Origin of the sequence: Pareuzebyella sediminis (assembly GCF_008367235.1) — a bacterium.
Taxonomy (GTDB): Bacteria; Bacteroidota; Bacteroidia; order Flavobacteriales; family Flavobacteriaceae; genus Pareuzebyella; species Pareuzebyella sediminis.
This window is the reverse complement of record NZ_VTZS01000003.1, coordinates 1-13,197: the sequence shown is the minus strand read 5'-3', so window position 1 is coordinate 13,197 and position 13,197 is coordinate 1. Positions and strand designations below refer to the sequence as shown.

The following is a 13,197-nucleotide window of genomic DNA, read 5'->3' as shown; positions in this document are numbered from 1 at the left end:
AATTTTACAAATGCTGTCAAAATGGGTAGGGTATGACCAATGTAATTAATGCAAGTCTCCCTTGTTTAATCATTTCCCGTCTTGTCACCGTTAAGTTTGCTTATTTTTCCGGAATTAATGCTTCTAGTTCTATCTCAATCATCATCTCGGGTAACCCAAGCTCTTTAATTCCAATCCAGCTACCTGTGGGAAAATGATTTTTATAAATTTCGTGTCGGTAAGAAGCGCTTTTTTGCAGCTCAGCCATACTTGTTGTATAAATATTCTCAAGTACAACATCATCAAAAGTGCAACCATAATGTTCTAACATTTTTTCTAAACTTGCATAACAGTTTTTTATCTGTTGCAGATAATCGTCTTTTGCAATAGGATTGCCATTTTCATCAATACTGATTACACCACCTACTTTTATAATATTGTCAACTTTTACAGCTTGGGTGTAACCATACATTTTCTCCAAATCGGGGCGCAGAAAGAAATATTCGGGTCTTTCCGAATTTTCGGTTTCTTGTTTGCAACCGAACAATGTAAAAGACAGCAACAAGAATATTGTAGCTATAAAAGCTAGGTTTGGTAACTGGGTGTGTTCGCTCATAATTTTAAATGTTTTAGGCAAAGGTAAATAAGGTTTTCATTATTGCGACACCTTTGCAATAAATTAATGCGAATTATTTGCATTAACTTTGTTGAAGAAAACAGAATAGATGAAACGGAGGAATACACCGTCAAAAAAAGCAGTGTTGGATTTATTAGTAACAGCAGGAAAGGCAATGAGCCGTGATGCGATTGAACAAAAAATTGATGTAGATATTGACAGGGCTACTATTTATAGGGTATTAAACCGTTTTTGTGAAGACGGATTGGTACATAAAATTGTAGCCGAAGATGGTAAACAATATTTTGCGGTCTGTATGAAATGTGATGAACATAGTTTTACCGATAACCATTTTCATTTTCGTTGCACTAATTGTCAAACGATAGAATGTCTTCCCGAAGCGGTTCATTTTCCAGTGCCCAATGGTTACAATGTCGAAAGTGTGAATTGCGTTCTAACAGGAATTTGTAGGGACTGTTCTATTTAGCTAATTTTTCTGATGCTAGATAAGGTTGTTCTTACATTGCCTGTAACGGCTCGCATAGGCGCTAGCGAAGGCTTCGCCTGGGCATTTCGCTTATGCCATATTAGGCTGTTTTATATTCATTTATTATTGAATCATCCCACACCTGGGCTTCTATGTATTTATCATACTTAAATCTTTCCTCAGTTTGACATTTTTCCTCCGATGGTATTCCATACTCATCTATAAGATCATTTATCTCAGTTAGAAGAAAGATTTGTCCGTTACAAGCTTTTCTATATGTAGCAAGTTTTGGTTCGCCATGAAACTGAAAAGAGACCATACTATCCGGATACGTAAAACTTAGGTGCTCAGCTTTAAAAGCAGACAGAGGTTTTAACCACGCCCGGATTCACATACCAAGATTTTGCCCATTCGCATTCTCCCAACATAAAGTAAAATGGGTCGTCTCTATTAGGTTTCCCTCCTTTGGAAATAAACTGTTTCTTTAGTCTCGCTTCTAGGCTAAACCTTAGTTCGATGTAGTTTGGTGGTCTCTTACTATTAAACCCTTGAGAAATGTTACTTTGAATAGCCAAAGCTTTCTCAATTCCCTGTTCGGTAATATTTCGAAATGGGCCATTTTCTAATTCATAATAGTGGTACAAGTACTCTGGTCTTACCATGCAGTCTGAGTTTGTTCGCAGAAATAGTAAATAAAGCCTAACGGTTAGTATAAGATTAGTAGCCGACTGCCTGGCACTTTCCTGTCAAGTTACAAGAAATTTGAAGAGGGCTACAGGCCTTGAATTCACTGCTGTCTCGGATATTGTTTTATACATTTTTGTGTTTAGTTATTTTATAGATTTTAATTACCGGATCAAATGTGTCAATTGTACTATATTCTATGTCCTGAATTGAATTCAGCAACCCTTCTGTGAATCCATTTTCTTCATATTCTTGAAAATTACGGTAATGTTTAGTAAATCTTTGGTCGAGCCATAGCAACAATTTCTGCTTGAAGTTTTCTGGTTTACTGAACCCACAAATAACTGTTGTCTTTGCATTAGAACTCATTTTCTCTATTAATTCAACTGAATTTTCCCATGGTAGAATATGGAATAAAAGGCTTGCAATAAAATAGTCTTTTTCGGTTTCTAGAAACGTATCCTTTAATATGTCAATCAATTTGAATTCAAGATTTATAACTTGCTCTCTTCCTATTCTGGCATTAGCATAGGCTATTAATTTTTTCGAATTATCTATGCCAACTCCCGAAATTATTTTGTTTGAAAGTTTGAAAAGTAAGTCTCCATTTCCACAGCCAAATTCTAATACAGTTGAGTTAGGCTTTATAAGTTCAACTATCTGTAAACGGATTGGAAGTAGGTATCTATCAACGGTATTTGCTTTAATTTTTCCTTTCATTTCTAATTAAACACAACGGTCTCAGCTAAGAGTAGTTGCGTAGTGCCTCCGACGAGCATAGCGAGAGGAAGGCAGAGCAACTTAACTTTGCAAGTACACACCAAACTGAAAATCTGCGAGGATTTTCCGAGTAGGCTAGAACCAAGCAATTATTTTTACACGGTGTTGTGCTTTCGTTATTTTATTTACAAAAGTATTCAAGTTCTGAAATTAAGTTTTCAGCACTTGATAGGACTTGATTAAGTATTTGTTTTTCTCTGGCACTGACAATAATAGATATTGACATATGGTCTTGAAATTGCTTGTAGATCAAGTTGTTTTTGTCATTATTCCAATCAACATTTGGCATTTTTTCTAATAGTTCTATACCAAAGTCATTTTCATAAAGTGATAATTGATGAATTCCAAAATCAGATAAATTATATTCATAAATATATTTACCTATATCTTTATTATTTGCAACAATTCTATTCAAAGCGCCATCTAAATCAGTATAATGCTGTATTATGGCGTCTTTTAAATTAGCATTTTTAAAGTTTTCAAGTTTTCCTGACGAAACGATATCCTGAATAGCAAGTTTACTCGGTAAAAATTTAATGGACCTAATTGCTGACAGATAGTCTTCCAAAATAACAGACTTATTTGCACCATCATACAGATTATTTAAAGCTCTTTTCGCAGAGGAAATTCTTTCGTTTAGTGATTCAAGACTCCTTTTAATATTGATTTTATCAGATTCTAAATCCTCCTTAATCTTACAATAGTAAATTTTTTCTTGTTGCAGTTTTTTTACATTTTCATTCCAATTGTTAATCTGCAATGCAATAAGAATTCCAATTACGACAAGCACAATTTCTCCAATAGCGTATTTGAAATACTTTCCAGTTTTTCCTTCTGAAAGCAAGTTTTGTCTAATTTTTCTAAAGAATTTTATCATTGGTTATTGGTTGGTCATAATGAAGCACAACGGTAATATATAAGGAAAGTTACGTGTGCAAGCAACTAACTTATTAAAAATGGAATGAACCAGAAGAAAATCCTATGGATTTTCCGAGTAGGCTAGAACCAAGCAATTATTTTTACACGGTGTTGGCAACTGGCTTTTTCAATAATACCATTTAGCACCTTTTTCTTCAACTTCTTTTTTTCTGTATTCGGCAATTTTTCGGATTAGGTTTTCAGGTATTGGGTTCTCAAATAAGAATTGAACCGAATCTTTTTTCGTTTCGAATCCGGTAAGTTCTTTCTCAAAAGGTTTCAAAGCTGGACCTGTCGGAATAAAACTCAAATGAGATTTATGGGCAGAGTATGCAAAAAGTATAGTTTTCGATTCAAACACTGGCTTTCCCCATTTTAACCCTTCTTTTGCATCTGGCGCAAGACTTTTTAAAATCGCTCGCAATTCTTTTATTTTCGCTTGAGCAATTTGAGGTAATTGCTCTATATATTCTTCTACATTTTCAGGTTTCTTTTTTTTCATTATATTCTTTTTTCAGCTTGTTGCCAACGGTTTGTATATGCGGTCGTAGCTGACGACAGGAAGCTATGCCGTATATCTTTTGTTGTGCCTCGTTATTACTAATTCATCTTATCAATTTGTCTAAAATTCCACTGATCTTAACTTTTTCATTAAGATTTAAAGGTTCTGTGAATCTAGTAAAAATCAAATCAATCTTTGGTTTAATTAAGCGCAGTTCTTTAATTCCATTTTTTGTTATCTTGATCCTTTTTGCTCTTTTATCTTCTTCGTCTGGAAACTCTTCTAAAAACTTATTCTTTATAAGTCTTTTAATAATTTCTATTCCTGTTGGTGCTTCAAGGTTATGTATTTCCACTAATTCCATTTTTCTGAAGCTTTCTTGATAATCCAAATGCAAAAGAAAGCTGTACTCATCAATAGAAGAAACATTGGACTCTGACAAAACGCTCTTAGTTTGTTTTTTCAATGCTTTATTCAAATGCATCAATTTAAAAGCTATTAGCAATTCATCGTGTGTCGAATGGCTTCCATTATTCTGACTCGTAAATAATTTGTTGTTAAGCCAAATTGTGAAATCCTCGATTTTGTTCGAAGAGTTTCCTTCTTGATATTCTTCAGCATACTTTATTAACTCCTTGAGTAATGTGTATTTCATCTTGGTGTTTTATATCTATTTTGAACAAATTTATAAAATAAATTGTGGTTCTGATATAAAAAGGTATATTTGTATCAGAAACATAGTTAAAAACTAAAGTTACAATGGATATGAATAAAGTAGCATTATTAGTAATACTATTATTATCGTTCTCTTGTAAGCAAAAAGAAAATCAAAAAATGGAAAAAATGATGAACAATCCAACGTACACTTTTGTATCGGTATCAACTGCTAAACCAGGGAAACTTGAAGACTTAATCCGAATCGCCAAAGCCCCAACTATGAAAATGGACAAAAAATCTGACGGTCTCCTTGCTTATCAAGTAAGTGTAGATAGAGAAAGAAACTCGGTAGTTGTATGGGCAACTTATGACAAAAAGGAAACACTTTACAACTTTCTTGAAACTGAACAAGGGAAAGACGACCACGGTGAAAAAGAGGATATGAATAGCATTATCGAGACATTTGTAATGTATGACCTTGAACCTGTTAGTGGAAGACTTCTTCCTAAAGAGTAATTTTTAATAAAGCAGAGTTCTTTCGTTTAGTCAGAACGCTGCTTTTTCTTAATGAGGCACAACGGTTTAGCTCAGCGTTGTGCGGAGGCAAGGAAACTTTTCGTTTCAGTCTGCGCTCGTAGCCAAAACTTTTGCGTTTGTATTTATCTTATTTTCAAAAATGCTAAACCGAAAAGATTTGGTGGTGCTAGAAAACATGCCCAAGCCAACGAAAATAGCACTTTATGTACTATTTGATCTAGCCGTTGTTACTACACGTTTTATTTCATAATTTTTCAGCTAATATTTCATTTAATTTTTTTGGTTTAACATTTCTTATAATAATTCTTCCTTCTTTATCAACCAATATGTTATAAGGAATCGTTGTAATATTATATTTACTGCTTGTTCCGTTTAATGTATCAATTACTTGTAACCATTCTATTTTATCTTCTTTAATAGCATTTTTCCATTTTTTTAAATCCTTATCTTGGGAAATTCCTAGAATCTCAAAATCCTTATTTTTAAATGAGTTGTAAACTTTTAGGAGTTCAGGATTTGTTTTACGGCAAGGACCACACCAAGATGCCCAGAATTCTAAAAGAACATATTTTCCTTTTAAAGATTCATTGTCAATTAATTCATTTTTTTGATTGGGAAGGACAATTTTTGGTGGGCGATTTCCATAATCTAATATCTTTCTTCGACTAATGATTTTTTTGATATTTGTTAGGTCTTTTTTATTTTGATAAGTAGTATCCAGAATTTTATAAAGATTTTCTATTTGGTTACTACGTAGGTAGTCATATCTATTATTTTTTTCTGCCAGATATTCACCACTCAATACAGATTTAGGGTTAGCACTTATAAATTCATGAAGATTGTTATAAAGAATGATTGTTTTAATGCTATCATTTTTTTCTTTATAAAAAGTATTAGCCATCTTTGAATCAAAATTATTTTTTAAGTCTTCACTCTTTGAACCGATAATACTGTCAATTTCCAAGAACTTAATATTGTTTCCTCTAAACTCTCTTTTCTTATAATTTAATGAGATAAAAATTTGACTGTTTTCAAGCATAAACGGTGCTATTGACATTTGTTCTTTTGAGGATGGAGAGCTTGGATATAAAAACGCTTCTAAAGGTTCTTGAATATTGCCTTTAAAATTAAAAATACCATCTTTCACTAGTATGCTATCAACTCTGTCATTGTATTTTAAATAGATGAAATCGTTGAAGTTTCCTTTAATTTCTCCATTGATTAAAAATCCAATATTTTCATTGTTTTTGCAATTCGAAAAAATAAAGGATAGAATAATGATTAAAAAGGTATTTAATGCTTTCATGTAGTTTTCTTAATGTGTGGCAACGGCCCTGGCTATGGCAAGTGCGGGATTTTGAAGCCGCTTTCTTGTCTCCCTACCGTAAGTTTATTTAATTGTAATATCTTCTTTTTTAAGCAGTCAACCCGCATTTGCTATAGCCGATGTTACCTGCTGGCTTTCTTTCGGATTTTGTTTAGTATCCAAATTCTTCAAAGTTTGCTTTTTCCATTTCTGTCCAACTATTCCAATATGATTTTCCTGTTGAACCCGCACCATTCGGGTCAATTATATAAAAGTCGGGGATTACTTCAAAACTCTTTTTTGACTTTGTTTCAATGAGGAAATGTGTCAAGCATTCTAACATTTTATTGAAAGAAGAAAAAATAATTTCACTTAAACCGCCTAAATCTCCACCGTATTCGTGGTCATAAACTCGTATAGGAAAATCTTTCTTGTCAGTTGTGTTTCTCGTGTCAAATACTAATGGTCCTGCGTCAGTCCCTTCATCTGCAAATGGAATGAGTCCGATCGGAATAAGTTGTTCTGGGATGTACCAGTCAAGATTGTCTATTAATTTCTCCAAAGGTTTTTTCGGCAAAGAATGTGGAAGTTTTATTATTGAACAGTCACAATCTGCGAAAAAATATCGTTTGTGCCATTCAATAAAGTTTTCAGGAAATGTCGCTTTAAATTTTGCTTCTACTTTTTTATACTCGTCAGTCGGTAAAGTCCCAGGAATAAGTTTCCATTCATACCAACCGTCTTTGTCAACTTCTGACAGCATAATTTCTTTCGGTACCTTTTCGGTATATACAGACTTCATTCCTGTTGTCCAATATGCTTTGAAAAATTGTTCGATTCTGTCTGTCAATGTTGTCGTCTTTTTAGCTTGCAGGTAACGGTGCGGCTAAGCGTAGTGAGGTGGCAAGGAAACTTTTCGTTTCCGTCTGCCGACGTAGCCAAAGCTTTTTGTTTTACTTTCGTTATTTTTCTATAAGTAAAACTATACACACCGCTTTGGGTTGTTCCAAAATGTTTATTTCCAATAAATTGAAGAGATTAAAAAGAAGTAGGATTACTATTTAATTCTTAGGTTCAATATAAAAATTCTTACAAGAAAGATAGTAAGGTTTTCTGCAAAATTAGCTATTGGTTGTTACTTGCAACACCTTACTGCCCATAATTAATGGGATAACCTAATTGACCCCAAACCAAAATACCTTCATCTATTATGGCGGTGTTTTTATATCCTAATCTTCTTAACGTACTAACCACTCGGCCCGAAGCTGCATGCGGACAAGCGCAATAAGCAACAATCCAAGTGCCATCATTTGGCAGGTTGTCTACAAATGCTTCTGGCTCTTCATAATAAGGTACTGGTACCGATCCTGGAATATGGGTCTGTCGCCAGGCCACTTCTGATCGTGCATCTAAAATAATCATTCGACCACTGTCTTGCATCGCCTGATACACTTCTTTTGCAGGAACATAAAGTCCTTTTCGTAAATTAAAATTTGGTGCTTTTTTTGTAGGATTCAATATGTATTTATCGGGTGTAGGAACACTAATGGTGTCCGTACTTGGAATATTCCAGCCTGAGGCACGCGTTCTTAAAAAGGCTGTCAGCCCATTAATTTCATCCTCAATTAGGGAGTCTTTGTAAGCTATCATTGGCGTGCCATCTCTCCCTTCTTTAATGGCATATTTTAAGAATTCATCTGTTGCGGTGGCTAAAAACATAGAATTGCCTAGGGCTGGTGCCGATAGACCCTCGCCATCTGCACCATGACATACAGAACAGGTGTTTGCATAGATTTCGGCGCCTATAGCGATATCGCCGGTTACAGGTTCTCTTGAGAGTTCAATAGGTTCTTCTACACCGCTTTGGTCATACAACCATTGCAACAATAGTTCAACTTCAATGTATTCCAAAGGGCCACCTTGTGTATTTAAATAACCGCCCATGGCGGTGCCCTCTCTACCATATTGCACCGTATATCTTTGAAAATTAGTAGTATTTGAAGTTGCCATTAATGAATGAGAGCGAAGCGATGGGGCATTATCTGCCGCGTAGCCTTCTCTATTTTTACCATGACATAAGGCGCAATATTTTTGATACATGCCCGCAGCATTACTGCTCGCTGTACTATCTAGTTTAGTCCCTATTTTATACTGTTCGGCCAGAAGCGCCTGTTCTTTTGGTTCATTTACAAACTCTATTTGAACGCCATAGGCAAATTGACGAGGTACGGTGATGGTATGTACTATGGTATCTCGTAAAAGTGCTTCTGCTGGTAAACGCTGATTTAGATAGTGATAGGTAGAATCAATATTTTTCACATCAAAACGTATGGCATATACGCCAGATTCACGTTCCGCAGTAAACTTGGACATATCATCATTACTGGTTTGTGGGGTGCTTAGTACTAATTCTTGATGTCCTTTTATTTTGAAGCGGGCTATTTTTTCTGATGTATTAGAGTTTGATGCCATAAGCCCCATGTTTTTAATATTCTTGCGGGCAGTATCGAGATTTTTAACGACCACTTTAATGGCATTGATACCTACAACACCATTTGGGTGGTTCGAATAACGTCTGGAATAGGCATAATAGGTCTTCCAGTCCTTATGCATTCTTTCATAATCATTAGTGGCATCTTCTATAAACTGAGGTAGGTACGTAGCATTTGTATTTTTAAAATCTAAACTGCGTTCTTGTAATCCGCCATCATCCCATGACCATCCTTTAACCGAATCGGTCGAGGTGCGGTATGCTTGAATAGAATCCATTTTGAATCCTTTCTCATTCAACCATAAAGCGGTAGTGTCTATAGAAGAACTGGATAAGTAATAGCGCTGTATACCTTCATGATTCGCCAAGAATGACGTGATAAAAGTAGGTGGGGCATTTGTAATTAAGGAATCTTCAACAGAAAGAAAATCTAGTTTTGAGGCATCTGGAAAATTGATGCTGGTAACTAATGTTCCATCAAAAAAACCTTTTTTAAATTTATCGGCATCGCCCATTTTAAACCCAAGGGTATCAGCATAAAAATCTCGCGCGCGATTTAAATCGTTAACCATAAGCGTTGTCCCATGAAGGCCATTCCCTATTCCCAATAGCGAATAATTCTTCTTTATAGCTTCAGTTTCATTATTGGCACAGGATGCTGAAACAACAATAGCCAGAATTGCTATTGTCTTTGATAAGGCTGATGGAAATCTGTTTTCAGTGCTTGCATTGAAGCGATTTAGTAATGAGCGCATATAGGAATGATTGGTTGGTTAAATATTCGGTGATATTAATTGCATACCAGTTACAGTACGCTTTAATCGTTGTATAAAATACATTATGTATTTGCTGTCAGCATTTTTTCCTAATTTTTCTTAAGCATTTTATCATTGGTTAGCGGTTTTTGATAATGAGGGGCAACGGATGGTTATGATGAGTGGGGATTTGAAAGCACTAACCTCTCGTCTTGGACACAGCCACGCCTTGATTTAAATTTAAAACTTGTGGCGGAATTTCCAATCCCCACGAAACTATCCTGACCGATAAACCCCATTCATTCATAGGTGTTGTTACTGGTAGTTAATTAAGTTTTCTGGGGATTTTTTCTTTCATATTATCCAAAGAATATATAATCCAGGCTAGAATCACTGCATTTTTCCTAATGTCATCTTCATGAACATATTCCAGAAGGTCAAGATTTGTATGATGAGTAGAAGTTTTATAAGCTAGTTCATCTTGAATAAATTGAAATGAAGGAATATTATAATAATCAAATGTTAGGTGATCTGTGCCAAGTGTATTTTCAATAGTCATAGTTCCGGAACTCAAATCAGAAATTGGCTCAAATATTTCTTGAAAAATAGGTCTTGCCAATTCATTATTCTGTAAATAAACGCCTCTAATTAGCCCAGCGCCATTGTCTAAATTCAGATAGGCTGATACTTTTGTTGATTCGGTGTTTGGTTTTTCATTTAGAGCTCCAAAGTGTGTTTTTGCAAAGGCAGCTGACCCTAAAAAAGCTTGCTCTTCACCTCCCCAAAGACCAATTCTAATCGTTCTTTTGGGTTTATAGTCAATCTGTTTAAGAATGCGCAGCGCTTCTACTAAAACAATGCAACTAGCGCCATTATCTGTAGCACCTGTTCCAGAATGCCAAGAATCGAAATGCGCTCCTAACAAAATACTCTCTGATTTTAGTTTAGCGTCATTACCTGAGATTTCCCCAATAATATTTACATTATTTTCGGGTTCACTATAAAATTCGGTATCCAAATTAAGACGTAATGTAGGGGTTACATTTAATTTTGTCATTCGGTACAATCTACCAAAATGTTCAGGCACAATTGTAAAATAAGGCAATGGTTTTAGGTCACTATCCTTATAGTAATAAATTTCTTTTGGGTGTAAAACGCCTAAATATCCAGGCCGTGTGTTCAATAAAGCTAACGCACCTTCGGCTTCTAAAAACTCAAGAAAAGGCACTTCTTGTTCATCTTCAATTTCCCATTTCTTAAATAGTGCGGGTAATGGCGTTGTTTTCACTTTAGAAGTTACTTGCTGCTCCATTTGCTTTAATTGTTTATCTGAATATCGAAACTCTATGGCATCTAACAAGGATTTATTCTTTGGTTCTTTTCCTAAGAGAACTATTTTCCCCTTCAGTTTCCCAGAAAACTCATTTCGAATCTTAGTCATATCGCCAATATTCTCAATACTAATTATTTCACCAGTAACAATTCCATCGGTGCTTTTAGACATGGCCAAAGGATAGGCTGCAATTTTCATATAGTTAGGAGTGACCATTTCTACATTAAAGGTTTTAATATTCCATCCTCTACAATCAGAACAATAATTCTCAAAATGCACGTTAGTAAGTCCAACTCTTTCCATCTCATCAGAAATCCAGCTAGCTGCCTTATAGTACTCCCTGGTTCCTGTAAGCCTCTGACCGTAAATATCGGTTAACTGACTTAACATATTCATGGCTTCAGAATTATTAAATCCTTCATTACGAATTTCTGACAATGTGCTTTCATCATTAGTTAATTGGGAGTAACTGTTGAGAGAAAGTCCTATAAAAAGGAATAAAGCAATAATTGTTTTAAGATTCATAATCATGATTTGTTGTATTAGGCTTTTAAATTTTGGATTGGTTTTATTAATTACCAGTAACGTTTAGTGTATGATTAGGTGCGTGGCTAGCACCTAATTGAGTAAACAAACTCGGACCAGAGAAAATTCCGAAGGAATTTTCTAAATAGCAACGACCAAAGCAATTAATTATACACGGTGTTATAAGCTGCCTTTTTTTGATTCAATCATTTTATTGCATATACCGTGTAGGCAACTCCACCTTCTATGCGTCTTCCTATTCCTACAGCAATCGTGTGATTTAGCCAAGCATATTTTTCTGAACTAGTCTCAAAAATTGGGGTAATTCTAAAATAAAGACTTCCATCTTCTTCACGGTAAATAAATCCGTTATAGGTCACATAAATAATGGCGCCATCATCAGTTTTAAGGACAATATTAACGTCTAATTTCTTTACTCCAGAATCGAAAAGAAGCGCCCAATCAGCTCCAATTGGCAAAATCTCACCTTTAATTTTTGGTCCTTCGAAAGAACCACCAGTTACTGGATGAATTAATCTGTTGCCCAAAGGTGTTTTTCCAAGGTCAATAGTCGAATCCAATGTCGCTTCCAATTCATAAAGAAATTCATATTTCAGTTCGCTCGTTTGAGCTGTTAAGACTTGAATAAAAAATAGATTCAAGAAAAGAAAGTATATCAGAGTTAATTTGTGTTTTTTCATATCGTTTATTTAGGTTGCTTATAACGGTTCGTGTATGATTAGTTGCGGACTTTTCCAACGGAAAATGTCCGCCTGTCTCTAAAGATAATTGATTGCAAAGGGTTTCCATTTGGGAAATCCGACCGCAATTGATTTTACATTTTGTTAGGCACTGGCATTTTTATTTTTTAAAATTTTCACTCCTGATTTTTTGTTGGTCGGCCACAAATGTATTTCATAAAAATCTTCTCCGTCCAGTCGGTCTTCACTCAACTTGTCCAAATCATGATAATAAACGCGTACTCTGAAAAGTCCTTTTCCTATTTTGATCCGTTTGGCTTCAGGTAAGTAGTCCGTACAGCCCGCGATAACCAAATTATCGGAGCTCATTTCCAAATCACATTCATTTACGTGATGGATCGAGTCCGAGACGGCCATAAATTCAGGTTCACTGTCAAATATTTTGAGGGAAGTTTGAACGTCCGTATTCCGAACCGTTCCGATTCCGATTGTCCCTTGGTTTATTGCTAAAAGTCGTTCAAGAGTATCTTCTGTCCAGGCTTTTGAAAGGTCCCCGGAAACAAATTCGTCCTTAATGTAAAACTAAAAATAGTCCGCGGCTAGTTCTGATTGAAATTCTTTTATGAGCATTGCTTTTCTTGCTTGTGCCTAACTGCCCGGCTATGGATAGTGCGGGGATTGAAAAGCGATAGTTTCAATCTGCGCAAGATGTGAGCCAAACCAAGTTTAGCGGATTAAATTACTTAAAAATAATTCGTCAAAACTTGTTTTGGCGGAAGAGAAGGGTAGAAGCTTTGTTTTACTACTGAAGCCCGCATTATTTATAGCCATCCTAAGTTTGTCTTTGATTAATTTATATTAGTTAAAACCAAAGAACAAAAGAGCAGAGTAAGGTTACTATAGCCGTAGGAACTTCCGATTCCGTC

14 protein-coding genes are annotated in these 13,197 nt (G+C 35.1%); 2 read left to right on the top strand and 12 right to left on the bottom strand.

Annotated features, from left to right (window positions below):
- Positions 1-100: 100 nt before the first annotated feature.
- Positions 101-595 carry a RidA family protein gene (locus F2B13_RS10875; protein ID WP_149304148.1) on the bottom strand — a complete coding sequence of 165 codons (495 nt, stop codon included), beginning with the start codon at positions 593-595 and terminating at the stop codon, positions 101-103.
- Positions 596-704: 109 nt separating this feature from the next.
- Between F2B13_RS10875 and F2B13_RS10870 the strand changes: the two genes are divergently transcribed.
- Positions 705-1,082, top strand: coding sequence for a Fur family transcriptional regulator (locus F2B13_RS10870; protein ID WP_149304147.1), 378 nt, complete (start codon positions 705-707; stop codon positions 1,080-1,082).
- 353 nt (positions 1,083-1,435) lie between these two features.
- Here F2B13_RS10870 and F2B13_RS10865 read toward each other — a convergent pair whose 3' ends face one another.
- The 5 genes from F2B13_RS10865 to F2B13_RS10845 all read right to left on the bottom strand — a co-directional run bounded on the left by F2B13_RS10865 (position 1,436) and on the right by F2B13_RS10845 (position 4,621).
- Positions 1,436-1,744, bottom strand: a complete 309-nt coding sequence (locus tag F2B13_RS10865; protein ID WP_149304146.1) for a hypothetical protein — start codon at positions 1,742-1,744, stop codon at positions 1,436-1,438.
- 148 nt (positions 1,745-1,892) lie between these two features.
- A complete protein-coding gene (locus tag F2B13_RS10860) occupies positions 1,893-2,486 on the bottom strand; it encodes a class I SAM-dependent methyltransferase (RefSeq protein WP_149272927.1) in 594 nt (197 codons plus the stop codon).
- Positions 2,487-2,667: 181 nt separating this feature from the next.
- On the bottom strand, positions 2,668-3,423 hold the full coding sequence (locus tag F2B13_RS10855) for a DUF6090 family protein (protein WP_149304145.1): 756 nt from the start codon (positions 3,421-3,423) through the stop codon (positions 2,668-2,670).
- A 168-nt stretch (positions 3,424-3,591) separates the two neighbouring features.
- Positions 3,592-3,966, bottom strand: coding sequence for an iron chaperone (locus tag F2B13_RS10850; RefSeq protein ID WP_149304144.1), 375 nt, complete (start codon positions 3,964-3,966; stop codon positions 3,592-3,594).
- Between the two features lie 103 nt (positions 3,967-4,069).
- A complete protein-coding gene (locus F2B13_RS10845) occupies positions 4,070-4,621 on the bottom strand; it encodes a MarR family winged helix-turn-helix transcriptional regulator (RefSeq protein ID WP_149304143.1) in 552 nt (183 codons plus the stop codon).
- 110 nt (positions 4,622-4,731) lie between these two features.
- Between F2B13_RS10845 and F2B13_RS10840 the strand changes: the two genes are divergently transcribed.
- Positions 4,732-5,139: a hypothetical protein gene (locus F2B13_RS10840; protein WP_149272920.1), complete on the top strand. Its 408-nt coding sequence runs from the start codon at positions 4,732-4,734 to the stop codon at positions 5,137-5,139.
- Positions 5,140-5,404: 265 nt separating this feature from the next.
- Here F2B13_RS10840 and F2B13_RS10835 read toward each other — a convergent pair whose 3' ends face one another.
- The 6 genes from F2B13_RS10835 to F2B13_RS10810 all read right to left on the bottom strand — a co-directional run bounded on the left by F2B13_RS10835 (position 5,405) and on the right by F2B13_RS10810 (position 12,688).
- Positions 5,405-6,466: a TlpA disulfide reductase family protein gene (locus F2B13_RS10835; protein WP_149304142.1), complete on the bottom strand. Its 1,062-nt coding sequence runs from the start codon at positions 6,464-6,466 to the stop codon at positions 5,405-5,407.
- Between the two features lie 172 nt (positions 6,467-6,638).
- Positions 6,639-7,316 carry an SMI1/KNR4 family protein gene (locus F2B13_RS10830; protein WP_149304141.1) on the bottom strand — a complete coding sequence of 226 codons (678 nt, stop codon included), beginning with the start codon at positions 7,314-7,316 and terminating at the stop codon, positions 6,639-6,641.
- Between the two features lie 299 nt (positions 7,317-7,615).
- A complete protein-coding gene (locus F2B13_RS10825; RefSeq protein WP_149304140.1) occupies positions 7,616-9,712 on the bottom strand; it encodes a c-type cytochrome in 2,097 nt (698 codons plus the stop codon).
- 325 nt (positions 9,713-10,037) lie between these two features.
- Positions 10,038-11,570 carry a M20/M25/M40 family metallo-hydrolase gene (locus tag F2B13_RS10820; RefSeq protein WP_198440111.1) on the bottom strand — a complete coding sequence of 511 codons (1,533 nt, stop codon included), beginning with the start codon at positions 11,568-11,570 and terminating at the stop codon, positions 10,038-10,040.
- 206 nt (positions 11,571-11,776) lie between these two features.
- Positions 11,777-12,271 (bottom strand): DUF3237 domain-containing protein, encoded by a 495-nt coding sequence (locus tag F2B13_RS10815; RefSeq protein ID WP_149304138.1) that lies wholly within the window; start codon positions 12,269-12,271, stop codon positions 11,777-11,779.
- A 144-nt stretch (positions 12,272-12,415) separates the two neighbouring features.
- A complete protein-coding gene (locus tag F2B13_RS10810; protein ID WP_149304137.1) occupies positions 12,416-12,688 on the bottom strand; it encodes a hypothetical protein in 273 nt (90 codons plus the stop codon).
- Between the last annotated feature and the right edge of the window lie 509 nt (positions 12,689-13,197).